We start from the raw sequence: 25,281 nt of genomic DNA on the forward strand, positions 1-25,281 counted from the left end.
TGGGTTATTGTTCAGATTCCTTTCCCTCGCCACCGCGATGCTTGACCGCCGTCACTGCCGCATGAGCGGCCGCACCGGCTGCGGCGGCACCGAGCGCCACCATACCGATCTTGTCGGCCGTCGAATCGGTACCGAACAGCTCAACATCGGCAAGCCTCGTGTAGAATGGCCCCTTGTCCCAGAAATTCGGCTCGGAACAGCCGATGCAGGGATGGCCTGAACCGATGGGGAAACTGGTCCCTTCATTCCACTGAATCTTGGAACAGGAGTTGTAAGTGGTCGGCCCTTTGCAGCCCATCTTGTAGAGACACCACCCTTTGCGGGTCGATTCATCGTCGAACGACTCCACGAACATGCCGGCATCGAAGAACGAGCGACGATAACACTTATCGTGTATCCGGGTGTTGTAGAACGCTTTCGGACGTCCCATGCGATCGAGCTCGGGAAGCTCACCAAAAGTATGCACGTGGGTAATGACACCAGTCATCACCTCGGCGATGGGCGGGCAACCGGGCACCTTGACGATCGGCTTGTCCTTGATGATCTTGTCGATCGGTTGCGCTCCGGTCGGATTGGGCTTGGCGTTCTGCACGCAGCCGAACGAGGCACATGCACCCCAGGCGATCACCGCTGCTGCATCGGCAGCCGTCTCCTTGAGCACGTTCTGGAACGAGTCACCACCAATGATGCAGTACATGCCGTCATCCTTTGTCGGCACATTGCCCTCGACGGCGAGAATGTACTGCCCTTTGTAGTCCTTCATGATCTGCTTGCGAACAGCTTCGAGCTGATGGCCGGCAGCAGCACTCAGGGTGTCATCATAATCAAGGGAGATCATGTTCATGATGACGTCAGCAACGATGGGATGGGAAGAGCGAATGAAGGATTCAGTACAACAGGTGCATTCAAGACCGTGAAGCCAGATGACAGGAGTGCGGGGTTTGGTCTCCATGGCGTGGACGACCTTGGGGAGCATCGAAGGCGCAAGGCCAAGAGCGACGGACGTTAAACTGCAAAATTTCAGGAAATCCCTTCGGGAGAGGCCTCGTGACTGAAACACCTCCTCGAATGTCTGCTTTTGTTGCATAGAACCCTCCGTGGATATTGAAAGAGATTCACGGTATACGGGGAAAAGGGGCTGTCACGATGCTTTTCCTCAACTACCGGGGTGGCATCACAAAATCATTATAGAACAAATATACGTAACAATTGTTATTAACAAAATCCTTCACCTATCCGAAATTTATTAATCAACCGGGATGAATCAAATAAAAAACCCGGACCATCTTGTAAAATAGACCGGGTTTTTAAGACTTATCAAAGAGGGTATGGCAAAATCGTTCAGTTCAGAATCGCACCGAAAAGAACTGAAGAGTAGTGTGCGTAGTTCGCAATCGGCTGGAAGAAGAGACCGAAATAGAGCGTCAGGATCATAAGCGCTGCCGTCACAAGCTTGGCGCCCATGCCGGTTTCGACCACATTCTCCTCAGGATTCTCAGACTCCCGAAGGTACATGTTGAGCGGGATCAGCATGTAGTAGAAGAGCGAAATGACACTGGTCAGAATACCGATCAGAGCCAGCCACATAAAGACACTTCCTTTGGAAAGCAGTGCCGAGAAAATCATCAGCTTGCCGATGAAACCGAAGGTCGGAGGCAGACCGACCAGAGAAATCAGAAACACGGTGAGCGCTGCTCCAGCCAGCGGCATCTTTTTGCCAAGGCCTTTGTAATCGTCGAGATTTTCGCTTCCGGTGCGATTGGCGATCAGAATCACAACATAGAATGCACCGTAGTTCATCAGGAGATAGGAGGCCAGATAAACCAGAGTCGCCTGGACGCCCAACTCATTCATCGTAATGATGCCAAGCAGCAGATAACCGGCATGAGCGATCGAAGAGTAAGCAAGCAGACGCTTGACATTCTTCTGCCAGATAGCGACAACATTACCATAAATCATCGAGGCCGCTGAGATGACCATCAAAATCATGAGCCAGTCGATATGCAGAAAATCTTCATATCCGGTCATTCCATGAGGGATCGCCACGTAGAAGAAGCGCATGAGCATGGCAAAACCCGCAGCTTTCGAAGCAACGGACAGATATGCGGTCACCGGAGTCGGAGCACCTTCATAAACATCGGGACTCCAGAAGTGGAACGGTACAGCGCCCATCTTGTAACCCAGGCCGGCAATGATGAGCAACGACGCCAGAATCATAACCAGAGGATCGTAACCATGAGCGATCAGCATCATGTTGATCCGGATAAGATTGGTTTCGGCGGTCATGCCATAGATCAGCGAGAAACCATACAGCAGCATTCCCGATGAGACAGCGCCATAGACAAGGTACTTGAGCGCAGCTTCAGAAGAGCGCTTCTCGCGCTTGTAGTAACCGGTAAGCGCATAGGCCGAAAGACTGACCAGCTCCATAGCGAGGAAGAGCATCAGCAGCTCATTTGAAGAGGCCATCATCATCATACCGACAACCATGGCCACGGTCAGCGCATAGTACTCACCCATGCCGGACTCGTGTTTTTTCATCGTGTCGTCCACCATGGTGGTGAGCACGGCCAGAATACCCGAGGCGATGAAGAAGTACTTGAAGAAAATTCCGAACCTGTCAAGCGTGTACAAACCAAAGAAGAACTGAGTGTCCGGCATGGCTTGCTGCTGAAAGACAAAGTACAGGCCGCCGAGCAGACCGGCAATGGTAACCGGCCCGAGCAGCCGGCTGTTCTTCCTGCCAGTGAGCAGATCAAGAGCGATCAACACCAGAAACAGGGCCGACAAGTAGATTTCAGGGAGAAAATATCCAGCACCGCTCTTGAGCGTCGAGATGATGCTTTGTATTTCAGCGCCTGATGGCATTTCGAACATAGTGCTCAAACGTTTAGTCTTTTTACTTGGATTACCGGATCAATGCATCGCCGTCATGGCAACCGGGCCGAGAACTTCGACAAGCTTGTTGATGCTGCTGGTCAAAAGCCCCATCACCGGCATCGGATAAATACCGAGCGCGATAACGATAATGGTCAGCGGAACAAGCATGGTAAGTTCGCGAGCGTCGAGATCGAGCTTGCCTTTCCAGTCGTGGAAGTGGATGTGCTCATGACCTTCTGCATCCGTTTCAAGTTCATACAGTGCATCCGGCTTGCGCTTGCCGAGGAACATCCTCTGCAGCGACCAGAGCAGGTAAGCAGCACCGAAAACGATACCGAGTACGGAAACCATAGCGATCGGGCGGGTGATCGGCTCGGTGAACGCACCGACGAACACGAGCGCCTCAGAGATGAAGCCACTGAGGCCAGGAAGGCCAAGCGAAGCGAACCATGCGACGGTCACGAAACCGGCATAGACCGGCATATAGGTAGCCAGACCACCGAACTTGTCGATCTGACGAGAGTGTGCGCGATCGTAAATGACACCGACCAGAAGGAAGAGCATGGCGGTGATGGTACCGTGGTTGAACATCTGGTAGAGCGCACCGATCATACCTTCGGTATTGGCAGCGGCCAGACCGAGCAGCACATAACCCATGTGGCTGATCGACGAGTAAGCAACCATCTTCTTCAGATCCTGCTGGGCCAGAGCGCAGAATGCGCCGTAGATGATGTTGATCGCGCCGAACACACCGATCACATAAAGACCTGCATGGAAAACCTCAGGGAACAGCGGGAAGTTGATCCTCATCATACCATAAGTACCGAGCTTCAGAAGCACACCGGCCAGAATAACCGAGATCGGAGTCGGAGCCTCAACGTGAGCATCAGGGAGCCAGGTGTGGAACGGGAACATCGGAACCTTGATGGCAAAACCGATGAACAGAACGATAAAGGCGATATATCTCCAGGTCGTGCTTTCAGGGCCGAGGATAGCACCGGGGATGTAGTTCTCCTGGCTGGCCATGGCAACGAGGCTGAAGGTGTTGTGACCGGTCACCGGATCGATAACGCTGAAGTACAAGCCGATCATAACCAGAAGCATGAACACCGAACCGAACAGCGTGTAGAGGAAAAACTTGATGGCAGCATACTCTCTTCTCGGACCGCCCCAGATACCGATGAGGAAGTACATCGGAAGAAGCATCAGCTCCCAGAACACGTAGAACAGGAAGAAGTCAAGCGCCACGAAGCAGCCCATCATGGCCGTGCTGAGCAGGTTATAGAGAATAAAGTAACCCTTCACCTGTTTCTGGATCGTCCAGCTCGACAGCACGCCAATGATCGAAATCAGCGCGGTCAGGATGACCATCGTAATCGAAAGACCGTCAACGCCGAGGAAGTACTCGATGTTCAGCGGGCCGAACGAGCCGAGGTTGAGAGAGATCCACGGCAGGCGCTCGATCATCTGGAAGGAACCTTCCGGCGACCCTCCGGGAGCGGCGATAATACCCGCCATCGTGGGGTCGTATTGACGCCAGATAAGGAAGGCGAGCACTCCCTGCGCCAGCGCAGCCAGGAGCGACACGATCCTGATGATCTGCTTCTGCGACGCGGGCACAGCCAAAATGATAAGTCCGGCAATGATCGGCAGAAATACAATTAAGCTCAGCATGTTCAGTACCTGTTATGTTCGGAGATAAATTAAATCGTTCGGTTATTTCATGAATTGTGTAATGAACCAGGCAAACGAGCCCAGAACTGCCACAACCACCATGACCAGATAGGTCTGCACCTTGCCTGTCTGAACCTTCCGGAAGACGGCGCCGGTGGTCTGAACGGTGAAGGCCGTGAAATTGACCAGTCCGTCCACGACATACTTGTCGAAACTGCCGTTGGCGAATGCAACCTTTCTGAAGACAGTCGCAACGCCATTGACGATACCATCGATGATGTTGGCATCGAACCAGGCAAAAATCCTGGCGATAAGCATCGAACCCTTGATAACAGTCGCGTCGTAAATCTCGTCCCAGTACCACTTGTTGAACGAGTACAGATAGAGCGGACGAATGGCCTGCGCAGTCTTGTCGGGATCGATGATTCTGAAAACATAGAAAATCAGCGCCATACCGATACCGATGACCACCATAATCGACGACAGCTTGATAGCCGTGTAGTGGTTCTCGTGCGTCATGTGCGCGATTTCGGCCTGACGAGGGTCATCGTACACCGGGCCGTGGTGAGCCTCCTCACCATGAGCGGATTCGGCAACATGACCATGCTCTGCTGCTGCCTCGACATGCTGCGTGTCGGTGTGGGCTTCAGCCAGAAGCATACCTGCCTGCGTTGTGTGAAGCGCGGCACCTTCGTGAGGCACCGCTTCACCGGAGCTGACCACCGTTGCCGGAGTCTGCACCAGGTGCATGAACCAACCCTTTCCGCCATCAAACGGATCAGGCGAAAAGACGGCAAAAACCGAAAGCGTAGCCAGCACCACCAGCGGGAGCCTCATGTTCCAGGCAACCTCGTGAACCGGATGATGATCGTCGTGACCGCCATGTGCTGCGTCATGAATGTGATCGACATCGCCATCGGAGTGATCGTCCATGCTGTGAGCCGATTTCGGCTTGAGGTGGGTACGGCTCTCACCGAAGAAAACCAGCCAGATCTGACGGCCCATGTAGAAGGCGGTCAGAACAGCAGCACCGAAACCGAGCACCGGAATCAGGTAGAAAATTCCGCCGCCTTCGACTGCTGCAAAGCCGAGCGAACCGGCAAGAATAGCGTCTTTCGAAAGGAAGCCACTGGTAAGCGGCAGACCGGCAAGCGCCAGCGTAGCGATCATGAACGTAGCAAAGGTCCACGGCATCTTCTTGTACAGGCCACCCATCCAGCGCATATCCTGCTCGTGGTGCATAGCGTGAATGATCGCACCGGAACCGAGGAAGAGGCAAGCCTTGAAGAAAGCGTGTGTCAGAAGGTGGAACAGCGCGGCAGAGTAAGCACCGACGCCGAGGCCGAGCACCATGTAACCGAGCTGCGAAACAGTCGAGTAGGCCAGAACGCGCTTGATGTCGTGCTGGGTAATAGCAATGGTCGCGGCCATGAAAGCGGTGAAGGCACCAATGAAAGCGATCACGTGCAGCGCGTCCGGAGTCAGGATCACGAAGATACGTGCCACGAAATAGACACCGGCCGCAACCATCGTCGCCGCATGGATAAGCGCCGAAACAGGAGTCGGGCCTTCCATAGCGTCCGGCAGCCAGACGTGCAGCGGGAACTGGGCCGATTTACCGACGCAACCCATGAAGAGCAGCACACCGGCAGCAGTCAGCCAGGCCTGTGACATGTGGAAGTCGCCGTTCTTTATATGCGCGAAAATCTCCTGGTAACCGAAAGTGTGGAACTGCGAATAAAGAATAAGGATACCGAGCCACATGCCGATATCACCGACACGGTTGGTCAGGAAGGCCTTCTTCTGTGCATCAGCCGCACTGTCTTTGTGGAAGTAGAAACCGATGAGGAGATAGGAAGACAGACCGACAAGCTCCCAGAAAATATAGATAGAGAAAAGGTTGTCGGAGAGCACGATGCCGAACATCGAGAAGGTGAAGATACCGAGATAGGCAAAGAAACGGCCATAATAGGTTTCGCCGTGCATGTAACCGGTCGAGTACAGATGCACCAGGAAGCTGATGAGGTTGACCATCGCCAGCATGATCGCGGTGAGGTTATCGATCACGATTCCCATCTTGATCTGCAGCGGACCGACTCCGGGCACATTGCCGAAATCAAGCCAGGTGAAATCCCAAGCAACCCTGAACGCAGGATCGTAGTGCTGAACGATCACGGTCCAGAAAATATAGAGGGAAATCGCCAAAGACGTTCCCAACAGACCGAGTCCAACAAAATCGCCATTGCGCGGCAGCCTGCGGTTGAAGAATATCAGCACCACAAACGAGAGCAGCGGCAGGAGCAGAACAGCGATCGATAACTGGATTAAACTGTGCATCATGTTTCGGTTTACAGAGAATTTGCAGCTTTAAGAGTTATGGCGTGACAGGTCACTCCTTCATGGTGTCCACGCTTGAGACATCGACCGTCTTGAAGGTCTTGAAAATATTGATCACAATAGCCAGGGCAACGGCAGCTTCAGCAGCGGCCAGCACGATCACGAAAAGGCTGAACATCACCCCCTCCATGCCTCCGTTGTACTTCGAGAAGGTCAGGAAGTTGATATTGGCCGCATTGAGAATCAACTCGACACCCATCAGAATGACGATGGCGTTCTTGCGGGTCATCACGGCAAACATGCCGAGACTGAAAAGCAATACGGAAATCGTCAGGAAGTGATTGACGCCAATCGACAGAAACTGTTCCATGTATTCTTGAACTCCCCTTATTGTTCTTTGTTTTGAGCCTTGTCGTAGCGAGCCAGGTACGCCGCGCCAAGCAGGGCGACCAGCAGCACGATAGAGACCATTTCAAACGGCAGCATGTAGCGGGACATGGTTTCCATGCCGATGCTCTCGACAACACTGCCCTGAAGCTGCACCAGTCCGGGCATCCAGCCGCCTCCAGTGTAGAAAGTGAACAGCATACCGGCAATCATGAGAAACAGCAGAATCACCCCCGGCACCATGTTCATGACATCCGCTTTCAGCTCGGTTGACATGATGGTGTTGGTGAACATGACACCGAACAGCAGCAGCACCAGAATACCGCCGACATAGACGACCACCTGCGTCACGGCGATGAAGTCCGCGCTCAGAAAAACATACAGGGCAGCCACGCCGAAAAAGGTGAACAGCAATGAGAAGGCCGAGTAGATGACGTTTTTCGAAAACACGACAAACGCCGCCGACACAACGGTCACAGCCGCGAAGATGTAGAAGATGATTGGAATGGTCAGTTCATTCATGATTTATCAGCACTTGTTGGTATTCGGCGCCGTTCTCGCCGTTGCATTCATCTACAGTTAATCGTATGACAGTCTTCAGGCCTGCGGAGGCGCCGGTTTCGGTTTCGGTGCCGGCTTTGCTCCCGGAGCACCACCTGCAGCAGCTTTTTCCTTGGCTGCCTGGGCCTGCTGCTCGGCAAGTTTTTTCGTCTTCGCTTCGGCCTCGATCTTCGAGAGGTTGCCGAAGTGATACATCATGTTCTTTACGTTGAATTCCGAAAAATCAGCCACTGGAGTGTGATACAGGCACTCGGTCGGGCAGACGCTGACACAGATGCCGCAGGTCATGCACTTGGCGACATCAATGTCGAAAACCGGAACCCACATTCTCTTCTGCTGACCACCGGAGGTCTTGCCACAGGCCTCAAGATCATCGCTGGTCGCCTTGATGGTCTCGATGGTGATGCACTGCACCGGGCAAGCGCGGTCGCACTGACGGCAACCGATGCAGTCATCGATATTGCAATACAGGCGATAGCGGCCATGCGGCGGAGTCGGAATCGCCTCCTTCGGATACTGCAAGGTGCACAGACCATCGACCTGGCGGAAGTAGTCGGCATCGTCGATACCCGCATCTCCCTTGCGTTTGACCGCATTGAAGAAGTGCTTGAGGGTAATGCCCATGCCGGTCGCGATGGTGGTCGCACTGGTCTTTATATTGCTGAAGTACTCGCTCATAGTTTGTTGTTCGTCTTGCTTGCCTGTCTATGCTCTCACGATTAATGGTTGATCACCCAGATTGCGGTCAGCACAAATGCAATCAGGGAGAAAGGCGTCAGCACCTTCCAGCAGAGATACATGAGCTGGTCAACCCTGAGCCTGGGAAGCGTCCAGCGAAGCCACATCTGCACGAAGATGAAGAAGAAGCCCTTCATGATGATCCAGAAAGCGCCCCACACCGGCCCGCTGGTCATGGTATTGAGTTCCAGACCACCGATGTTCGGAAGCGGAGAGGTCCAGCCGCCGAGGAACGCGATGGAGATAATCGCCGACACCATGAACATGCGGCCATACTCGGCAAGGAAGATCACGGCGAACTTCATGCCGCTGTACTCGGTGAAATAACCGGCCACAAGCTCGGATTCAGCTTCAGGAATATCGAACGGGGCTCGGTTGGTCTCGGCAAGCGAGGAAATGAAATAGATAAGGAACGGCAGCCAGGCGATCGGGTTGGTGAACAGGAACCAGTGCATGAAGCCACCGGGGCCTGCCTGCATCATGGTGATCTGCTGCATGCTCAGCGTGCCGGCCAGCATGGCGGCGCACAGGAGCGCGATGGATGCGGGAATTTCGTAGCTCACGATCTGGGCGACGCTTCGAACCGCGCCGTAGAGCGCCCACTTGTTATTGGAACCCCAACCGGCGGCGAGGATACCAACAACCTCGATGGCAACGATACCGACAGCGTAGAAGAGACCCACGTTCAGGTCGGCACCGATAAAGGCCGGGCCGAACGGAAGTACCGCAAAGGCAAGAAAAGAACCAACGAAAAGGATACCGGGGCCGATCACGAAGAGGAACTTGTCGGCCAGCTTCGGCACGATATCCTCTTTCTGGAGAAGCTTCAGAATGTCGGCCAGCGTCTGCAACAGACCCCAGATACCGACCTCCATCGGGCCAAGCCTGTCCTGCATGAACGCAGAAATCTTGCGCTCGCCGTACACGCCATAGGTCAGCGCGTAGAGCGCAATGAACACGAGCGGAATGGCCGCAATGATGACCAGACCGAGCGGGAACCAGCCGATGGACAATCCTGAAAGGGCGTCGGACCAGGTATTCAGAGATGGTGATGAACTCATATCAATAGGCGAACCTGCTTGAAATAAACTATTGTCTTGTTAAAACGGTCAGCGGTCAACTTCTCCCAGCACGATATCGATACTGCCGATGATGGCCACCAGATCGGGAAGCAACTGCCCCTTCGAAAGATCCTTCATGGCCGCCAGGTTGACAAAGCACGACGAGCGGGCCTTGCAACGAACAGGCTTGGTCGACTTTCCATCGCTTACGATGTAGTAGCCAAGCTCCCCTCTCGGGTTCTCGGCACGGCCATAGACTTCACCAGCTTTCGGTCGGATTTTCTTGGGGATAAGCGCCCGCGGGTCGAAACCCTGCTCTTCAGGCATTTTGTCGAGGCACTGCTCGATAATTTTGAGGCTCTCCTCCATTTCGAGCGCACGAACCAGGTGGCGAGACAGGCAGTCACCGACGTCGGAGAACTTGCCGTCCGGCACCGGCACCTCGAAATCGAGTTCCGGATAAACCGAATAGGGGTCGTTGCGGCGCAAGTCCCACTTGACACCGGAGCCGCGGAGCATCGGGCCGCTCCAGGCGAAGTTGATTGCCACGTCGGCAGGCATGATGCCAATGCCCTTGGTACGCTTGACGAAAATTTCGTTCTCGGTCAGAAGCTTGTACAGTTCGACCGCTTTCGGCCTGAAGTAGGTCACGAACTCGGCAACGCGCTTTTTGAAATCGGCCGGAACATCATAAGCCAAACCACCGATCCAGATATAGTTATAAAGCATACGCGCACCGGAGATCCATTCGAGCAGATTCATGATATGCTCGCGATCGCGGAAGCAGAAAAGGAACGGAGTAAACGCGCCAAGGTCGATAGCGTAGGTGCCGATAGCGACAAGGTGTGAGGCGATCCGGTTCAGCTCGGAGGTGATGACCCTGATGAACTCAACGCGGCGGGGAATTTCGATGTCGAGCAGTTTCTCGACGGTAAGGCAGTAGGCCAGCTCGCTGTTCATGCCGGCGAGGTAGTCCATCCTGTCGGTGTAGGGAACAATGCCGGGATAGTCAACGTTTTCGCAATGCTTCTCGAAACAGCGATGGAGATAACCGAGATAGGGCTCGGCCTCGACAATCACCTCACCGTCAGTGATGCATTCGAGACGGAGCACGCCGTGAGTCGAAGGGTGCTGCGGACCCATGCTGAGCACCATATGCTCAGTATCGAGATCCTTTTCGATAGTGATGCGCTTGTCGTCCTGACGGGTGACCCTTATGGAGTTCGATTCAACTTTACCTAATTCCTGCATGCTCGGAAGCTTGTTTACGTTTTGTGCTCTCGTCTGTTAGCGTCGTGATTGGAGTCAGTACGGAACCTTGATGCCGTGATAGGTTTCCTGAACCTTGTAGTCCTTGCGAAGCGGATAACCGGTCCAGTCTTCAGGACAGAGAATCCGTCGCAGATCGGGATGATCTTCAAAGACCATGCCGTACATATCGTAGGCTTCACGCTCATGCCAGTTGGCCGTATGCCACACGCATGAGACCGAAGGAATGGAGCCACCGTCACGCTGGCACTTGACCTTGACGGCAAGCTTGTGGGTGTACTTACCGATGCACTCGAGATTGCAGACGATACCGAGCTTCTCCTCTTCGGGATAATCCATGCCCGAAAGGCAGGCAAGGTAGTTGAATTGCAGAAGAGAATTATCGCGCATGTAGAGTGCGATGTCTACCCATCTGCTGGCATCGAGCACCTCGAAAAAGGGCATGGTGGGGTTGGCATCGAACTCCGACACCGCATCACCGAACCGCTCTTTGATAATATCATAGGCCGCCTTGCTTTCAAGAACCGCCGGCGACATTTGGTTTGCTGCTTCTTCCATTCCCTTGTCTTGGATAATATTGGTTAGGCTATCGCCGCTTTGCGAGTCTGGTCGAGTACCTGCTGGGCGTCGACACTCTTTTCGGCAAGCTTTTTCAGGGCCTCTTCACGCGAAATACCGAGCCCCTCCATACGAATCAACTCCTGAATCTTCATCAGCCCGCCGATCAGCGCCTCGGGACGCGGAGGGCAACCGGGCACATACACATCGACAGGAATGACGCGATCAACACCTTTGAGCACGTGATAACCGTGATCCCAATAAGGACCGCCGCAGTTCGAGCAGCTTCCCATAGAAAGCACATAGCGAGGCTCAGGCATCTGTTCGTAGAGCGTCACCACCCTTTCGGCCATCTTCATGGTGACCGTGCCGGCCACAATCATAAGGTCGGACTGGCGAGGCGACGAACGCGGGAAAATCCCGAAGCGCTCGAGATCGTAGTTCGAAGCGTTGGTTGCCATCATCTCGATAGCGCAGCATGCAAGACCGAAACCCATAGGCCACAGAGAAGAGAGGCGGGCCCAGTTCATCACATTGTCAACCGATGTTACCAGAACATTCCGGTTCGATACCTTGGCATCAAGCAAACCCATAGCGTGTAATCGATGATGATTGAAAGATTATCCGTTCGAACGACCAGACGAGTGCCGTTTCGGCAGCTCCGGCATTTTCGGGATATTCGGAGTCGGACGCACCCAGTCCAGGTCACCCTTCACCCATGCATAAACAAGTCCCAGCACAAGAATGCCGGCAAAAATCAGCACCTCGACAAGCGCAAACATACCGAGCTGCTTAAAAACCGTTGCCCAGGGATAGAGGAACACCACCTCGACATCGAAGATGATAAAGATAAGGGCGACAACGTAAAAGCGGATATTGAATTTGACCCAGGCACTACCCACAGCCGGCTCACCGCACTCATAGGTTGAAAGCTTTTCCTCGTTGGGCCTGCTCGGGCGGAGCATTCTCGCCGTCAGGTAACCACCCACCACAAACACGATACCGAGGACGAGGAACACGAAAACGGTACCAAAATTGCTTAACGTCTGATCCATGTTCAGCTGTTTGACATTAAAAGGAAAGGGAGTTTCTGGCTCCCTTTTCTATGCGGGGCTTGAAAAGCCTCTGAATCAAGTGCCGCAAATATAAGAAAAAAACCATTGAAGCCGATACAAAAAGCTGCTTTTTTTGACACAAAAAAGCAGACACCAAAAACACTTCACCCACACATTTTAAGTAGAAGCAATTAACAGTCTTAATATTTTAGCGATCAGCCATTTTCACCAAAAAACTTTAAACCGAGAATTCTGAACAATCGGACAAGCATCACCATAGCCAGCACGGAAAGCATCGCTATGATGAGCACAACCAACTGCCATACCGGTAAAACACGCTCAAGCACCGGTCCAAGCACAGCAGCAAGCACCATCCAGATAATGGGCGTCCAGGCCACGGCAAACATTACCGGCAGGCCGTTTTTCATGAACCGCTTTTTTTTCTCCTCGTCTGGAAAAAACTTCATCGTTCCTGATCGTTTTTCATTGTTCTTCTTTTCAAGCCAGCCTGTCAGGGCAGCAGCTCAGCAATCTGGGCAGCCACATCGGGCTCCATCTCCTTGAGCAGCTCATACTCGCTACGCAACCCCTTGATGTCGCCTCGAGACAGATAATACATGGCCAGCTTGCAGTGCACCTCGCTGTTCCGTGGCTCAAGTTCAAGCGCCTTGTCGAGCGCCTCGAACGCTTTTTCATTCTCCCCGAGATCCATATAGACATCGGCAAGCACGCCCCAGGCATCGACAAAGTTCGGATCCAGCTCGAGCGCTTTGTGTAGCACCTTGATCGCTGCTTCCTCTTTTCCCATCGAAAGCAGCACGTAACCGAGATGGCGATACGCAGGAAGGAACTCCCTGTCGAGCACGACGGTAAAGACAAGATCAGTGCCCGCCTGGCGGTAAAGACCGGTCGAGAGCAGCGCCACGGCGCGGGCATAGCGAATCCGCGCATCCCTTGAGGCTGGTCCCGCAAGCACATTAAGCAACTCAATCGCCTGATGGTACTTTCCTGCCTCGATATGTTCAAGCGCCTCCCGATACTGCCCCTCACGGGCGGTGGCATGATCGTCTGTCAACGGAGCGATGGGCTCTTTATCGTTCATGGTATTCATTCCTGGGTTTCATCTGCACCAAACGCCCGAAGCTGGAGTTCGAGCACTCCGAGTTCACCAGCGATTTTGGAGGCCAGCCACCTGGCGAATGCCGGAGAATCGTTGATGCACGAAATATAGTGTTTATGGGCAACGCTTGAATGGTCAAGCAACTTTTTGGACTCGTAATCGGTCTCGCTGTTGTCGGCGAAATAGCCGAACGGAAACATCGCAACCGATTCGAATCCCTCCTGCTCGAACTCGGCGATGGCGCGTTCCACCGTCTCGGGCGTCCACTCGCCTCCCCGACTGTGGTTCAGGCAACCGATCTTGATCTCGTCGAACGAATTGCGCGGATCGGCCATAATTTTATCGCGCATGATCCGGTAAAACTCGAAGGTCTCATCCAAGCCGGTAAACACCGATGGACGCTCTCCTCTGCGATTGCGTACGATCGTACCGTGAATCACCAGCACCAGTCCCTTCCGACCAGGCTTTTCGATAGAGCCAAGCGACTCGAAAAGATGATCGAGATAGAGGCGGTGCAGCTCCTCATCTTTCCAGAGGCCGCGAACAACTCTGAGCAATCCGAGATGCCCCTCGCCCAAAAGATCGCCAGCCATCTGGCAGGCCGGACCGCAGGAAAACGCCGACTCGACCGGAATCATCGGCACAACCAGAATCCCGTCAGACCTGCCTTGCGCCTTTTCGATCACCTCTTCCAGAAATGGCGGAACGAAATAATAGGCATCAGTCACCTCGACCGCACTCTCGCCAGCAAGCTCCGGATGACGCCGAAACTCATCAGCCACGCCCTTCGTCTGTTTACGGTTGATTTCAACCAGCCGTGAACGGTAGCGGTTCAGCTTCCAGTCGAGATAGTGCTTGGCTGAACGGTAATCGGCAAGCATGTAGATCAGCAGCTTCGGCAACTGCACGATCTGCCGGGTCACCACCTCAACAATCTTGCGGGAACTCGGCCAGAGAGCGCGCACCGAGAGCTTTTCAACCTCTCCATACGTCACCAGCACCACCGTGTAGCGCCGTTTTCTCACAGGGTAAGCCACCATTTGAATTCAAGGTACATCATCAGAAACCCGATGATGCCGCCCACCAGCGTCTGCATGAAATTGTGCGCTCTGAGGTGAATGCGCGACCACATCAGCAGCGGCATAAAGACAAGGAGTCCAAGAAACTGCGGGCCGAAAAACAGCACCAGAAGCGCAATCGACGATGTAAGAGAAAAAAGATGAATGCTGATCTTCCACTGAAGGGTAACCAGCAGAATGACGACGGTATTAACCGCATTGAAAAACAGAATCCCCGAAAGAAAACGCGGGGAATCGAGCTGCTTCATCAACTCGTAGCCGATCAGGTTCAGGCCGACAAGCACAAACAGCGGCAGAAAGCGCTGCTCCCTGAAGCTGATGTTGTAATCCGAAACCTTGCCGATTTTCTTCAAGCCGTAGATCAGAAACATCGGCGCGATAGTTGCAGCCAGAAAAAGCACGGTAAGCCACTCGTAGTGGCGAGGCTCCTCACGATAACCGATCAGCACAACAAACAGATAAACTGCCGGCGCCACGACGACAGGACTGATAACCCATGAAACCAGAGAGGCGAACCGGCGTATATCGAACTGCATCAGAGAATCTGTAAGTGAAAAAAAGAGGTCTGATCGACCAATTTCAGGAGTTCGAGAAGATAACGCTTTCCAACACAAACCGAAAGCAACAGATCACGCCAACACTTCGCTCATGGCTTATGATTCAGAGAGTATTCAGCGCCTGTCGCCTCGATCGGTGCGCATTCAATGCTTGTAAGAAATCCGCTTTCAAATCGCGATCAGGAAAATTCGAGAAGATTATGTATTATCACGGGAAACCACGTATATTGGCGTTCTTTAACGCGAGAGTGGTGAAATTGGTATACACGCTAGTCTTAGGAACTAGTGCCGTGAGGCGTAAGGGTTCGAGTCCCTTCTCTCGCACCATACGTTCTTTGACATCATGAAAAACCGTCGTAAGCGGTTTGAGTGTAATCCCGACAAATTTCGGGAAGTGCTGCAATCAAATTACGAAGCAGGTTTTTCATGATGGACTCATGCCAAAGTGGCGGAATTGGTAGACGCGCTGGACTCAAAATCCAGTGGGCGCAAGCTCGTGTGGGTTCGAGTCCCACCTTTGGTACGCAGTGATTGTTCAAGCCCCCTCTAAAATGTGTCATGATCCCGGCAACCCGTAAGACCGGATCACAAGATCAGCAGAGATTTCCCATGCAACGAATGTACTCCCCCTGGCGCGAAGTGTATATGGACTCGTTCAAGGATGAAAAACACCCGAAGCCGGAGAAAGGCAAGTCCGTCTTCGCCGATATTCCGCCGGAGCAGGATGAAGAGCGCTACGTGCTCACTCGTGGTGAGTACTGCTTCGCCATTCTGAATCTCTACCCGTACAACTGCGGGCACCTGATGGTCATTCCTTACCGCCAGACTCCGGAATTCAGCGATCTTGACGACAAGACGATGCTTGAAATCATGCAAATCTCCGACCTCTGCATGAGAGCGCTCAAAATCACCCACAAGCCGCAGGGATTCAACTTCGGCGCCAACCTCGGCAAGGTTGCGGGCGGCAGCGTCGATACGCACATCCACTTCCACATCGTGCCCCGCTGGGAGGGCGACACCAACTTCATGCCGGTGCTCGGTGAAACCAAGGTGCTCTCCAACGACCTGCGCAGAACCTACGTCCAGCTCAAAGAGGCCATCGACAAGCTCAAAAGCGAGCAGAAAGCTTCGTAACCCGAGCACATGGAATCGGCCCCCTGCCCCCTCTCCGGAAACCGGGAGTTCACCCCGCTGATGCAGGTTCCCGACCGATTCAACCTTTCCGGCAAACCGTGGCATCTTGTGCGCTCGAAGAAATCAGGCCTCGTCATGCTCGATCCCCGGCCCGATGCGAACGAAATGGCCGCACACTACCCCGCTGAATCCTACGACCCGTTCCTGAACCAAACCAACTCCCGTTCATTGCGCGACCGCGCCTATCTTGCGCTCAGCGATCTGCTGCTGGCCGGAAAAGCGAGACTGGTGATGAAAGAACTCGACAAGCCTGCCAGATCGGCAAAGGTGCTCGAAGTCGGCTGCTCGTCGGGCCGATTGCTGCTTCGGCTTCAGAAGGATTTCGGCATTCCGACGGAAAATCTCTGGGGAATCGAACCCGACCCCAACGCCGCCTCGGCAGCCCGAACCGCCGGACTCGCGCACGTCACGAAAACGGAATTACCGGACACCAGCATTGACTGCCGTTTCGACCGCATCGTCTTCTGGCACGCGCTCGAACACCTGCACCGGATTGGTGAAAATCTGGACAAAGCTCGAGAGCTTCTCGATGCGAGAGGCCAGCTTATCATCGCCTTGCCCAACCTCGACAGCGATGACGCACGCCGTTACGGACGAAACTGGATCGCCCTCGACGCCCCACGCCACCTCTACCACTTCACCCCTGAAACGTTGGAAGCGCTTCTCAAAAAACACGGATTTTCAGTGATCGAAATCGGCAAATGGCTGCCAGATACCGTTTACAACGTCTGGTACAGCGAAAAGCTGGATCGCGAAGTCAACGGGCAACCGTTCGGCATCGGCGGCCTCGCACGAGCCGCGCTTCGGACAACAGGCTCGCTTTTCGCAGGTATCGATCCGAAACGAGCATCGAGCATCGTCGTCCGCGCGGTCAGGCTGAAGGGATAACCGCCTGCGCGGGATTATGGTTGATAGATTATGAATCTTTCGTAGGGGGGATCCTGTGCCTTCCCTGCTCACACTAACACGCGAAAAGGGTAGCCGCAAGGGCTACTCCTACGAGAAGCGCAAGGGGATTGATGATGTTCTTGGTTGTTTTGTAGGAGCAGCCCTTGCGGCTGCCCTCCTCCCCACGATCAACCGTCCTCACATCTCCTGCCCTGGAGGATTGATACGGCCGAGAGACTTCTCCAATTCAGTCGCTGCGATCAGATAATCATACACCGCTTGCAGGTAGTTGGTCTTGGCGGTCTGCAATTGCAGTTCGGCGTCGGTCAGTTCCAGTCGTGAGCCGATACCTTCACGCAAGCGGAGACGCGTAATGCGGTAGCTGCGCTCGGCGACAGCGATGGTTTTCGACTGCACGTCGATGCGCTTGCGAGCCTCGATAAGGTTCGAGAGGCGAACCTCAACGTCGGCCCTGACCTGCGCTTTCAGGTCTTCGTACCGGGTTCTCTGCTGCAAGCGATTGATCTTGGCCTGCTCGATCCGCGAGCTGGTTGCGAAACCTGAAAAAATAGGGACGCTGAGTTGCAAGCCCACAGAGGATGAAACCGGCCAGCGGGTCGAATCAAGCGCGGTGTCGTCATCAAACTGAGTCTGCGCCTGGAGCTGACCAAACGCGCTAAGCACCGGCAAACCCTCGGAGCGTGCGGCGGTTACCTTTTCATTCTCCGCTTCGACCTGAAGCCCCAGGCTTCTGACGTCGGGACGATTATCGAGCGCCTCTCGATACGCAGCAGCAACTCCCTGCGGAACAGGAATTTCAGTAAAAGCCAAAGAGTCGGAAAGCGCGAGCGGAGTATCCTGCTCGATCCCCATGACAACCTTCAGTTTCGTGGCTGCGATGGACTCTCCGTGACGCGCACGAATCAGATCCGGCTTGAGGTTCTCGACTGAAAGCCAGGCCTTGAGCGTATCGATGTCGGCCGCAACTCCCTGCCGGAACAGGGCATCAGTATCGCGCTGCGCCTGCTCCCAACGGGCAATACTCTGCTCGACAAGCTTACGGTTTTCAGCTGCAATCAGCACGTCATAATAGGCCCGGCGGATCGAAGTCACCACCTCGGCGTTAGTGTTGCGATACGACTCGTCGCTGATCTCGCGCACCAGCCCGGAAGCCTTGATGCCCGCGAAAGCCGAGAGCTTGAAGATATTCTGGTTGAGATTGAGCGACGCAACCGATGAGTTGTCTGAACTGATCTCGATCGCCTGCGTGCCTCCAGTGCCACCGAAAATGGTTGACGGCAAAAAGATCACTGATGGCTTCAGCGTGCGGGTGTAAGTCAAACTCGACGAAAGATGCGGCAGAACCTCGGCCCACGACTCCCGAACCTTCTGCCCAGCCATCCGCTTGTCCAGGCGCGCAATCTCAAGCTGCCGGTTATGCTGCAACCCGATCCGGACGGCATCGTCAAGACTGATAACAAGCGGCGCTGCTTTGGGCTGCTCCGATCCGACGGGCATTTCAGCTTCAGTTTCAGGCTTGGTTTCGGCGAAGGCCGGCCACGCCAGGCAAAGCGTAAGAAAAAGAGGAATGAAAAATCTGAGCAGGCTCATGGCGGGGTATGAATTATAGTTGTGCTTCAAATATACCACCAGCGTCTATGCAATGCAATCACTCCCCGTACCGATCCTTCCACAACCCCTCCAGCCGTTCGCGGATGAACTTTTCGCGGCCTTCGCCGGTGGGGCGGTAGTAGGCTTTTGGCTCCATCTGTTCGGGGAAGTAGTGCTCATCGACGAAGTGGCCGGGGAAGCTATGCGGGTAGCGGTAGCCTTTGCCGTAGCCGATCTCTTTCATCAGGTCGGTCGGGGCGTTGCGAAGGTAGAGCGGCGGCACGGCGTTGGCGGCGCCCTTTTTGACCTCCGACAGCGCCTCGTTGATGCCCTGGTAGCTCGCGTTCGATTTCGGGCACGAGGCCAGGTAGGTCGCGCCCTGGGCGAGGTTGATCCGCGCTTCGGGCAGGCCGATCAGTTCGACGGCATGGAACACCGAAACGGCGAGCGTGAGCGCGTAGGGGTCCGCGTTGCCGATGTCCTCGCTGGCGAAAATCACCATGCGGCGGGCGATGAACTTCGGGTCTTCGCCGCCGTCGATCATTTTGGCCATCCAGAAGAGCGCCGCATCAGGGTCGGAGCCGCGCATCGATTTGATGAAGGCCGACACCGTGTCGTAATGCGCCTCACCGCCTTTGTCGTAGGCCGGAGCGCGGTGCTGGAGCGCCTGTTCGAGCAGCTTGCGGTCGATCACCATCGGCGCGGTCCCGAGCGGCGCGAGCGACAGGGCGGCTTCGAGCGCGTTGAGCGCCTTTCGCGCGTCGCCCGCCGCGTAGGCCAACAGGAACTCCATGTCGCGCACCTCGACTCCGGCGGCGGCGAGCTGCGGATCGCTCCCGATGGCCCGCTCGACAACGCGCTGCACCTCGGCTTCGCTCAGCGGATTGAGAATGTAAACCTGCATCCGGGAGAGCAGCGCGCGGTTCACCTCGAACGACGGATTCTCGGTAGTCGCGCCGATCAGCACGATGAGGCCCTGCTCGATGGCGTGAAGCAGCGTATCCTGCTGCGCCTTGTTGAAGCGGTGGATTTCGTCGATGAAGAGCAGCATCTGCCGCCCGTCGATGGAGCGGCTTTTCTGCGCGACTTCCAGCACGCGGCGCACATCCTTGACGCCCGCGTCGGTCGCCGAGAGCTGCTCGAAGCGGTAGTTCAGCGACCCGGCGCAGATTTCGGCAAGCGTGGTCTTGCCGGAGCCGGGCGGCCCCCAAAAGATCATCGAGGGAATCCGCCCCTGTTCGAGGTAGCTCCTGACCGGCCCGCCGGGGCCAACGAGATGCTCCTGGCCAAACAGCTCGTCGATCGAGCGCGGACGCACCCGCTCGGCCAGCGGCTGGAACGCACTCCCTTTGCCGGACGAGCGGCCCGGATCGGAGTAGCCGAACAGGTCGGATTGCGCGTGTTCGTCCGGCATCATGCAAACCCCTGGCCGCTGAGCCACGATTCGGTGATACGGCTCGACTCCTGCGACGGCGGCGCAGCGGCGGAGTGCTGCCGAGCGACGTACTTGCCGAGAATGTCGAATTCGAGGTTCACCTCACTCCCGGCAGCGAGACCGGTGATGGTGGTGTTGGCGAAGGTGTAGGGGATGATCGCCACGGTGAACTCGCCCGGCTCGACCGACGCTACGGTGAGGCTCACGCCGTCGATGGCGATGGAACCGGCGGAGACGATCCAGGCGTCGAAGCGCGAGTCGAACGCCACCGAAATCATCCGGCTGCCGCCCACCTCTTCGATGCGCGAAACCCGCCCGACGCCATCGACGTGGCCAAGAACGAAGTGTCCGCCGAGCCGATCCATTGGCCGCACGGCACGTTCGAGATTGACCTTCGCACCCGGACGGAACGAGCCGAGCGTCGTCTTCTTGAGCGTTTCAGCCACCGTATCGACCTCGAACCACCCCGGCCCCGTCGCCACAACCGTCTGGCAAGCGCCGCCGATGCTCACGCTCTCATCGATGCAGAGGTCGCCGAACTCCGCCTGCGAAGTGTAACGAACCTTCAACCGCATCCCGCTTCCCTGCCGCGCGGCGCTCTCGACCGTGCCAATATCCTTTACGATTCCGGTAAACATCCTTGTACGATTCTTGGTGATAACAAATGAAAAAATCCGGCGTAACCGGATGAATATAGTAACAAAAAAAAGGATGAGTCGGCAGCCATGCCGCAATCACGCGGGCATGGCTTGCACGAAAAATCAGAAGGAATCAGGCGAGCGCCGCAAGCGCTTTATCGTAATCAGGCTCCTGCACGATCTCGGGCACCTGTTCGGTGTAAAGCACCTTGCCTGCGGCGTCGGCGACGATCACCGCGCGTGAAAGCAGGCCTTTCAGCGGGCCGTCGGTGATGGTCAGGCCGTAATCGCCACCGAACTCGGGCGAACGGAATACTGAAAGCGACACCACATTTTCAAGTCCCTCAGTGGTGCAGAAACGGCCCTGCGCGAACGGCAGATCGGCGGAGATGCAAAGTACAACCGTATCACCGCGCTCACCGGCTTCCTTGTTGAAACGCCTCACCGATGCAGCGCAAACAGCCGTATCGAGGCTCGGAAAAATGTTCAGCACAACCTTTTTGCCTGCAAAATCGGCCTGGGTTACTTCAGACAGATCGCTTTTCACAAGAGTGAATGCAGGAAGCTGACTGCCGACTGCCGGAAGCTCACCGGCAGTATTGATGGAATTACCTTTCAGGGTAATTGTTGCCATAATGGAGATGGTTTAAATGATTATATGAAAACATTCAAAAGCACTTGCTTGACTAACCAGTTACAGGAAAGTTCCGTTCCCGCCAAGTCACAGAAGCAACAAAGTCCGCACAAATAAGATGGAGACAAAGGGACAAAGAACGATTTCCGAGTGAGAGCACAAAACCAAGAAGACCAACAAAATCGGCCGTTATCAACGGTCAACGACTCCCCGGTAACACCTGATAAAACCCGTTTCGCTCGACAACCTCGACGCTGCACTCGAACAGCTCCGAAACTGGCCCGGAGGTGAGCAATTGTTGTTTGCCTCCATCAGCTACAACCCGACCGTCTCGCATGAACACCACCCGGCTGATTTCCGGCGGGATCTCGTGCAGGTGATGAGTCACGAGGATAAGCTGAGTACCATGACGCATCAGCCGCCTGACCGTGTCGAGGTAGTGGAAAGTCGCTGGAATATCGAGGCCGCTGGTCGGTTCGTCGAGCAAAAGTGCTTCGGGCTCGTGCACGAGTGCTCGACCCAGAAGAAAGCGCCGCTGCTGCCCGGTCGACATCCTGCCGTATGGCCTTTCGGCCAGCGCTTCAATGCCAAGCTCCCCCATCAACGTTTCGGCGTGCTCCAGCTCATCGGCGCTGAACATCTGATGCGGCCACACGTCGATGCTCGAATAGTAACCCGAAAGAATCACATCCCGCCCTCGCGCACAAGCACCGTACTCCTGCTGGAGGTCATTGGACACAATCCCCAGCCGCGAACGCAACTCCTCCACATTCCACCGGTTGCGCCCATACACCAGCATCCGGCTCTTTTCAGAATGCACCGGATAAATCTCCCGGGAAATCAGTTTCATCAGCGTCGTCTTCCCAGACCCGTTCGGCCCCAGAATAGCCGTATTCTCTCCTTTGCGGATGGTCAGGTTAAACCCATCGAATACCCTGGTGCCGCCCCGATAGGCGCTGATATTGCTGAACTCAAAAATATGCTCCACAACCACCCTGCCTCTCTGTTATCCTTTACGTTTAAACGACAAGTGCCGTCTAAAACTATACTTCCTTTCTGAATATTCCATTCCCCCACTTCTCTCCTCAGGATACCAGCCACTTCACCAACGCTTGATCACACAACACACTTATTACACCACAAAAACGCCGCTGCAATGTCTTCACAAAAAACGCTTTTAGGTTTTGTAAGGGCACTGATAAATTTCGGGTAGATCTCCATTGAAATAATCCTCTAAAATCTTTACATTCGTACCCATCATTGACACTCCCCGTGGAAATAATAAGGTTAGCCATTGCGATAATCTTGCTTTGGCCATTCCTGAACATGCTCAGTCTGTAAACGATTGGCAAGAAGCCCTAATGAACTTCTGAGATTCACAAGTAAACCTTTCCGGCCAATCCTGACACACCACGGCAACCCGATCAGGCTACGAACAAGTCTGAAGAGGCAAAGCGATACGAATAGACAAGACGTAGAAGGCAGCACAAAAAACGGCAGCTTCAACTGATACAACTTCACCTCGCGGATCGCGCAAGAAACTGAAGGGCATTAACGTCAAACTGATAACTTGATCCCGGAAGCATTTACGTAACTCCTGTGTTCCCTGGAATGCGATTATATAGGCTACACAAACCGTTAGCAAATAATAGTCGCATCTCATATATTTTGAGCATAAAGGTACGTCACAAAGATGACGTATTTTGAACTTCAAAATCCAAAAAGCTGCCTGAGGGATCTTTTCTCGACAACGTTGTCATTCTAAAAACATTCTTTAGCCCCTTGGCACAATACAACTACGTTAGTAAACCATGACAGCAAATATAGCACAACTCGCCATCCAGCATATCGAAAAGGATAAGTTCCTTGATGCAATCCAGTGCTTGCAGAATGCGATTCTGGAAATTGAAGTAAGCGGTTCAGACAGGCGAAAAATCAGAAGTCTGACCTCCATTATGGACAAAATCAGCGAAGCCGCCATGTTCGGCAGCGACTGGGAGGAAGGACGCAAAGCGAAAAAAGCGGCCATTGTCAAATTACAGAAAGTCATCGCAGCCTGATAGCCTGTAAAAAGATCGGATTGTTCTTTACTGCAAACATTTGTTGCCCTACCCGTTTGCTCCCAGCGCTCGATTGTTGAGCAGAGGATAGCCAATACACCATAAGTCCGACTCACGCCTGAAAAACCTCAAAGAAAAAGCCCCGCTGAAGACGGGGCTTTTTGATCGTTATCATCACGAAATCGCTTACACACCCTCTTCCTCTCCGGTAGGTTCGAGGTCGGCAGTAGCTACCGTACCAATCTTGTTGGTGAGGTTAAGGTGCAGGTAGAGCGGCTTCTCCTCGCGCAGAATGCTTACCACATGATCGAAGCGGCTCAAGGGATAGTGAATCGACGGCTCAGGATAGCTTGCATTCGCCGGTATCGCCGCGTCATCCTTAAAGAAAACGATACGCCCGACATACTTTTTGTCTTTATAGACATAGATCAGCGCCTCATAGGGATGACCGCTGTAATACCAGATTTTGTAGCTGTCGAAATCCGCTTTAATAGTCGCCATACAGTTTTACTCCTTTCGATAAGGTTGTTTGAACGTGAAACTGAAGAACAACAGCGCGTGTAGACCATTGCTGTACGCCCAAAAACAAAGTAATCATTGCGAATATTTTTTATTCCGGCGAAACGAAAAATCAATGACACAAACAACAAGTCGCGCGCCGCGAAAAGCCTTAGGGCAAACTCGCGTAATTGCTTTTCATTTCACCATTATTTTGAATACCATTATTGAACGCAGTACTGCGCCGAAAAGCAACCTGCCCGGCATCAACTCCGGCTTTCTGTCGCCGGACAATACTATCCTCCTATGTCATCTATCGAACAAACGCTCGCCTGGACTGAAACCCCTCTGCCCGAATCCCTCAAAACGCTTGATGCTGAAGCACAGGAAGCACTCGCGGGTTATGTTAAAGACGTGGTGAACAATAAAACCGACGGCTTTGACGAACTCTATCACGCCATTGGCTCGATCGTGCGATTCATTCCGCACTTCATCGTCATACCGCTCATGGTCGAACACATCCGCCCGCAGATTTCAGCCGGCGTTTGCCGGACTATGGGCGTCGACCAGGCTGTAGGTTACGCCAACGACCTCCCGCTCGAATACTTCAGCGAAGTTTCACGTCATATCGATGACGAACTTATGGCCCGCATTTTCGAAAAGATGAAGCGCAACCAGGCCGAAAAAGTGATTCTGTTCGAACTGCTGCACCATCGCTCTCACATGCTTGGCATCGCCGAACACCTCGATGGCCGCCTGCTCCAATTCGTAGCCAAAAACCTCGAACTGAACGGCTTCTCTGAAAGTGATCCGGATATTTCCACCCACAAAGTGCTGCTGGAAAAAATCCGCGACCTGCGCTGAACAGATCGGTAGCAAAAGGCAAAGCTTGACCCATGCAAGCACTGTTCTCAGCCCGCTGAAAAAGATTTTTTTACGCAAGTGAAAGAAATCGCCAGACGGCAACGTCATATGGTTGAGAACGAGAAGGCGCAACATGCAGCGCGCTTCTCCACGAGTATACAGCACATGCTCTTGCAGTCAAGT

General features: G+C 54.2%; 26 protein-coding genes and 2 tRNA genes. 6 read left to right on the plus strand and 22 right to left on the minus strand.

Translation table 11 applies throughout. From position 1 onward, the window contains the following. Nucleotides 1-4: 4 nt before the first annotated feature. The 16 genes from CPAR_RS06565 to CPAR_RS06640 form a co-directional block, all read right to left on the minus strand. The gene (locus CPAR_RS06565; protein ID WP_012502533.1) at nucleotides 5-1,087 is read right to left on the minus strand and encodes a hydrogenase small subunit; all 1,083 of its coding nucleotides are present in this window, start codon (nucleotides 1,085-1,087) and stop codon (nucleotides 5-7) included. 254 nt (nucleotides 1,088-1,341) lie between these two features. Further along, nucleotides 1,342-2,877: an NADH-quinone oxidoreductase subunit N gene (locus tag CPAR_RS06570; protein WP_012502534.1), complete on the minus strand. Its 1,536-nt coding sequence runs from the start codon at nucleotides 2,875-2,877 to the stop codon at nucleotides 1,342-1,344. Nucleotides 2,878-2,916: 39 nt separating this feature from the next. Next, the gene (locus tag CPAR_RS06575) at nucleotides 2,917-4,554 is read right to left on the minus strand and encodes a complex I subunit 4 family protein (protein ID WP_012502535.1); all 1,638 of its coding nucleotides are present in this window, start codon (nucleotides 4,552-4,554) and stop codon (nucleotides 2,917-2,919) included. Between the two features lie 42 nt (nucleotides 4,555-4,596). Beyond that, nucleotides 4,597-6,891 carry an NADH-quinone oxidoreductase subunit L gene (gene nuoL, locus CPAR_RS06580; protein WP_041466305.1) on the minus strand — a complete coding sequence of 765 codons (2,295 nt, stop codon included), beginning with the start codon at nucleotides 6,889-6,891 and terminating at the stop codon, nucleotides 4,597-4,599. 52 nt (nucleotides 6,892-6,943) lie between these two features. Beyond that, nucleotides 6,944-7,261, minus strand: a complete 318-nt coding sequence (gene nuoK, locus CPAR_RS06585) for an NADH-quinone oxidoreductase subunit NuoK (RefSeq protein ID WP_012502537.1) — start codon at nucleotides 7,259-7,261, stop codon at nucleotides 6,944-6,946. 17 nt (nucleotides 7,262-7,278) lie between these two features. Then, nucleotides 7,279-7,800 (minus strand): NADH-quinone oxidoreductase subunit J family protein, encoded by a 522-nt coding sequence (locus CPAR_RS06590; protein WP_012502538.1) that lies wholly within the window; start codon nucleotides 7,798-7,800, stop codon nucleotides 7,279-7,281. Nucleotides 7,801-7,875: 75 nt separating this feature from the next. Beyond that, nucleotides 7,876-8,517 carry a 4Fe-4S binding protein gene (locus CPAR_RS06595; protein ID WP_012502539.1) on the minus strand — a complete coding sequence of 214 codons (642 nt, stop codon included), beginning with the start codon at nucleotides 8,515-8,517 and terminating at the stop codon, nucleotides 7,876-7,878. Between the two features lie 41 nt (nucleotides 8,518-8,558). Continuing rightward, nucleotides 8,559-9,638, minus strand: a complete 1,080-nt coding sequence (nuoH, locus tag CPAR_RS06600) for an NADH-quinone oxidoreductase subunit NuoH (RefSeq protein ID WP_012502540.1) — start codon at nucleotides 9,636-9,638, stop codon at nucleotides 8,559-8,561. A 48-nt stretch (nucleotides 9,639-9,686) separates the two neighbouring features. Further along, a complete protein-coding gene (locus CPAR_RS06605; RefSeq protein ID WP_012502541.1) occupies nucleotides 9,687-10,889 on the minus strand; it encodes an NADH-quinone oxidoreductase subunit D in 1,203 nt (400 codons plus the stop codon). A gap of 54 nt (nucleotides 10,890-10,943) precedes the next feature. Next, on the minus strand, nucleotides 10,944-11,444 hold the full coding sequence (locus CPAR_RS06610) for an NADH-quinone oxidoreductase subunit C (protein WP_012502542.1): 501 nt from the start codon (nucleotides 11,442-11,444) through the stop codon (nucleotides 10,944-10,946). Nucleotides 11,445-11,488: 44 nt separating this feature from the next. After that, nucleotides 11,489-12,058 (minus strand): NADH-quinone oxidoreductase subunit B, encoded by a 570-nt coding sequence (locus CPAR_RS06615; RefSeq protein ID WP_012502543.1) that lies wholly within the window; start codon nucleotides 12,056-12,058, stop codon nucleotides 11,489-11,491. Nucleotides 12,059-12,085: 27 nt separating this feature from the next. After that, the gene (locus CPAR_RS06620) at nucleotides 12,086-12,520 is read right to left on the minus strand and encodes an NADH-quinone oxidoreductase subunit A (RefSeq protein WP_012502544.1); all 435 of its coding nucleotides are present in this window, start codon (nucleotides 12,518-12,520) and stop codon (nucleotides 12,086-12,088) included. A gap of 215 nt (nucleotides 12,521-12,735) precedes the next feature. After that, complete coding sequence (locus CPAR_RS06625; protein WP_012502545.1) at nucleotides 12,736-12,987, minus strand: hypothetical protein; 252 nt, start codon at nucleotides 12,985-12,987, stop codon at nucleotides 12,736-12,738. A gap of 44 nt (nucleotides 12,988-13,031) precedes the next feature. After that, nucleotides 13,032-13,622 carry a tetratricopeptide repeat protein gene (locus tag CPAR_RS06630; protein ID WP_012502546.1) on the minus strand — a complete coding sequence of 197 codons (591 nt, stop codon included), beginning with the start codon at nucleotides 13,620-13,622 and terminating at the stop codon, nucleotides 13,032-13,034. Between the two features lie 5 nt (nucleotides 13,623-13,627). Next, nucleotides 13,628-14,680 (minus strand): ferrochelatase, encoded by a 1,053-nt coding sequence (locus CPAR_RS06635; RefSeq protein ID WP_012502547.1) that lies wholly within the window; start codon nucleotides 14,678-14,680, stop codon nucleotides 13,628-13,630. Further along, on the minus strand, nucleotides 14,662-15,255 hold the full coding sequence (locus CPAR_RS06640; RefSeq protein ID WP_012502548.1) for a hypothetical protein: 594 nt from the start codon (nucleotides 15,253-15,255) through the stop codon (nucleotides 14,662-14,664). Before CPAR_RS06640 ends, CPAR_RS06635 begins: the two co-directional genes overlap by 19 nt. A 263-nt stretch (nucleotides 15,256-15,518) precedes the next feature. Between CPAR_RS06640 and CPAR_RS06645 the strand changes: the two genes are divergently transcribed. The 4 genes from CPAR_RS06645 (at nucleotide 15,519) to CPAR_RS06660 (ending at nucleotide 17,358) form a co-directional block, all read left to right on the plus strand. Continuing rightward, nucleotides 15,519-15,603: transfer RNA gene (locus CPAR_RS06645), tRNA-Leu, on the plus strand. Between the two features lie 112 nt (nucleotides 15,604-15,715). Continuing rightward, nucleotides 15,716-15,799, plus strand: a tRNA-Leu gene (locus CPAR_RS06650). An 86-nt stretch (nucleotides 15,800-15,885) separates the two neighbouring features. Beyond that, the gene (locus CPAR_RS06655; RefSeq protein ID WP_012502549.1) at nucleotides 15,886-16,410 is read left to right on the plus strand and encodes an HIT family protein; all 525 of its coding nucleotides are present in this window, start codon (nucleotides 15,886-15,888) and stop codon (nucleotides 16,408-16,410) included. A gap of 9 nt (nucleotides 16,411-16,419) precedes the next feature. Then, nucleotides 16,420-17,358 carry a class I SAM-dependent methyltransferase gene (locus CPAR_RS06660; protein ID WP_012502550.1) on the plus strand — a complete coding sequence of 313 codons (939 nt, stop codon included), beginning with the start codon at nucleotides 16,420-16,422 and terminating at the stop codon, nucleotides 17,356-17,358. Nucleotides 17,359-17,556: 198 nt separating this feature from the next. Here CPAR_RS06660 and CPAR_RS06665 read toward each other — a convergent pair whose 3' ends face one another. The 5 genes from CPAR_RS06665 to CPAR_RS06685 form a co-directional block, all read right to left on the minus strand. After that, nucleotides 17,557-18,969 (minus strand): TolC family protein, encoded by a 1,413-nt coding sequence (locus CPAR_RS06665; RefSeq protein WP_012502551.1) that lies wholly within the window; start codon nucleotides 18,967-18,969, stop codon nucleotides 17,557-17,559. A gap of 58 nt (nucleotides 18,970-19,027) precedes the next feature. Further along, nucleotides 19,028-20,386 (minus strand): replication-associated recombination protein A, encoded by a 1,359-nt coding sequence (locus tag CPAR_RS06670; RefSeq protein ID WP_012502552.1) that lies wholly within the window; start codon nucleotides 20,384-20,386, stop codon nucleotides 19,028-19,030. Then, a complete protein-coding gene (locus tag CPAR_RS06675) occupies nucleotides 20,383-21,042 on the minus strand; it encodes a riboflavin synthase (RefSeq protein WP_012502553.1) in 660 nt (219 codons plus the stop codon). Before CPAR_RS06675 ends, CPAR_RS06670 begins: the two co-directional genes overlap by 4 nt. Nucleotides 21,043-21,175: 133 nt before the next feature. Beyond that, nucleotides 21,176-21,676: a thiol peroxidase gene (gene tpx, locus CPAR_RS06680; RefSeq protein ID WP_012502554.1), complete on the minus strand. Its 501-nt coding sequence runs from the start codon at nucleotides 21,674-21,676 to the stop codon at nucleotides 21,176-21,178. 199 nt (nucleotides 21,677-21,875) lie between these two features. Beyond that, complete coding sequence (locus tag CPAR_RS06685; RefSeq protein ID WP_012502555.1) at nucleotides 21,876-22,664, minus strand: ABC transporter ATP-binding protein; 789 nt, start codon at nucleotides 22,662-22,664, stop codon at nucleotides 21,876-21,878. 823 nt (nucleotides 22,665-23,487) lie between these two features. Between CPAR_RS06685 and CPAR_RS06690 the strand changes: the two genes are divergently transcribed. Beyond that, on the plus strand, nucleotides 23,488-23,736 hold the full coding sequence (locus CPAR_RS06690) for a hypothetical protein (RefSeq protein ID WP_012502556.1): 249 nt from the start codon (nucleotides 23,488-23,490) through the stop codon (nucleotides 23,734-23,736). A gap of 186 nt (nucleotides 23,737-23,922) precedes the next feature. Here CPAR_RS06690 and CPAR_RS06695 read toward each other — a convergent pair whose 3' ends face one another. Next, on the minus strand, nucleotides 23,923-24,237 hold the full coding sequence (locus CPAR_RS06695) for a hypothetical protein (RefSeq protein ID WP_012502557.1): 315 nt from the start codon (nucleotides 24,235-24,237) through the stop codon (nucleotides 23,923-23,925). A 303-nt stretch (nucleotides 24,238-24,540) separates the two neighbouring features. Here CPAR_RS06695 and CPAR_RS06700 point away from each other — a divergent pair, with 303 nt between their 5' ends. Continuing rightward, entirely contained in the window at nucleotides 24,541-25,098 is a 558-nt protein-coding gene (locus CPAR_RS06700) for a hypothetical protein (RefSeq protein WP_012502558.1), read from the plus strand. Nucleotides 25,099-25,281: the final 183 nt, after the last annotated feature.

Origin of the sequence: Chlorobaculum parvum NCIB 8327 (assembly GCF_000020505.1) — a bacterium.
Lineage (GTDB): Bacteria > Bacteroidota > Chlorobiia > Chlorobiales > Chlorobiaceae > Chlorobaculum > Chlorobaculum parvum_A.

Bases quoted from the DNA above. Each gene is read 5' to 3' on its own strand.
- CPAR_RS06565 (WP_012502533.1), bottom strand. From the start codon at position 1,087: ATGCAACAAAAGCAGACATTCGAGGAGGTGTTTCAGTCACGAGGCCTC.
- CPAR_RS06570 (WP_012502534.1), bottom strand. From the start codon at position 2,877: ATGTTCGAAATGCCATCAGGCGCTGAAATACAAAGCATCATCTCGACG.
- CPAR_RS06575 (WP_012502535.1), bottom strand. From the start codon at position 4,554: ATGCTGAGCTTAATTGTATTTCTGCCGATCATTGCCGGACTTATCATT.
- nuoL (WP_041466305.1), bottom strand. From the start codon at position 6,891: ATGCACAGTTTAATCCAGTTATCGATCGCTGTTCTGCTCCTGCCGCTG.
- nuoK (WP_012502537.1), bottom strand. From the start codon at position 7,261: ATGGAACAGTTTCTGTCGATTGGCGTCAATCACTTCCTGACGATTTCC.
- CPAR_RS06590 (WP_012502538.1), bottom strand. From the start codon at position 7,800: ATGAATGAACTGACCATTCCAATCATCTTCTACATCTTCGCGGCTGTG.
- CPAR_RS06595 (WP_012502539.1), bottom strand. From the start codon at position 8,517: ATGAGCGAGTACTTCAGCAATATAAAGACCAGTGCGACCACCATCGCG.
- nuoH (WP_012502540.1), bottom strand. From the start codon at position 9,638: ATGAGTTCATCACCATCTCTGAATACCTGGTCCGACGCCCTTTCAGGA.
- CPAR_RS06605 (WP_012502541.1), bottom strand. From the start codon at position 10,889: ATGCAGGAATTAGGTAAAGTTGAATCGAACTCCATAAGGGTCACCCGT.
- CPAR_RS06610 (WP_012502542.1), bottom strand. From the start codon at position 11,444: ATGTCGCCGGCGGTTCTTGAAAGCAAGGCGGCCTATGATATTATCAAA.
- CPAR_RS06615 (WP_012502543.1), bottom strand. From the start codon at position 12,058: ATGGGTTTGCTTGATGCCAAGGTATCGAACCGGAATGTTCTGGTAACA.
- CPAR_RS06620 (WP_012502544.1), bottom strand. From the start codon at position 12,520: ATGGATCAGACGTTAAGCAATTTTGGTACCGTTTTCGTGTTCCTCGTC.
- CPAR_RS06625 (WP_012502545.1), bottom strand. From the start codon at position 12,987: ATGAAGTTTTTTCCAGACGAGGAGAAAAAAAAGCGGTTCATGAAAAAC.
- CPAR_RS06630 (WP_012502546.1), bottom strand. From the start codon at position 13,622: ATGAACGATAAAGAGCCCATCGCTCCGTTGACAGACGATCATGCCACC.
- CPAR_RS06635 (WP_012502547.1), bottom strand. From the start codon at position 14,680: ATGGTGGCTTACCCTGTGAGAAAACGGCGCTACACGGTGGTGCTGGTG.
- CPAR_RS06640 (WP_012502548.1), bottom strand. From the start codon at position 15,255: ATGCAGTTCGATATACGCCGGTTCGCCTCTCTGGTTTCATGGGTTATC.
- CPAR_RS06655 (WP_012502549.1), top strand. From the start codon at position 15,886: ATGCAACGAATGTACTCCCCCTGGCGCGAAGTGTATATGGACTCGTTC.
- CPAR_RS06660 (WP_012502550.1), top strand. From the start codon at position 16,420: ATGGAATCGGCCCCCTGCCCCCTCTCCGGAAACCGGGAGTTCACCCCG.
- CPAR_RS06665 (WP_012502551.1), bottom strand. From the start codon at position 18,969: ATGAGCCTGCTCAGATTTTTCATTCCTCTTTTTCTTACGCTTTGCCTG.
- CPAR_RS06670 (WP_012502552.1), bottom strand. From the start codon at position 20,386: ATGATGCCGGACGAACACGCGCAATCCGACCTGTTCGGCTACTCCGAT.
- CPAR_RS06675 (WP_012502553.1), bottom strand. From the start codon at position 21,042: ATGTTTACCGGAATCGTAAAGGATATTGGCACGGTCGAGAGCGCCGCG.
- tpx (WP_012502554.1), bottom strand. From the start codon at position 21,676: ATGGCAACAATTACCCTGAAAGGTAATTCCATCAATACTGCCGGTGAG.
- CPAR_RS06690 (WP_012502556.1), top strand. From the start codon at position 23,488: ATGACAGCAAATATAGCACAACTCGCCATCCAGCATATCGAAAAGGAT.
- CPAR_RS06695 (WP_012502557.1), bottom strand. From the start codon at position 24,237: ATGGCGACTATTAAAGCGGATTTCGACAGCTACAAAATCTGGTATTAC.
- CPAR_RS06700 (WP_012502558.1), top strand. From the start codon at position 24,541: ATGTCATCTATCGAACAAACGCTCGCCTGGACTGAAACCCCTCTGCCC.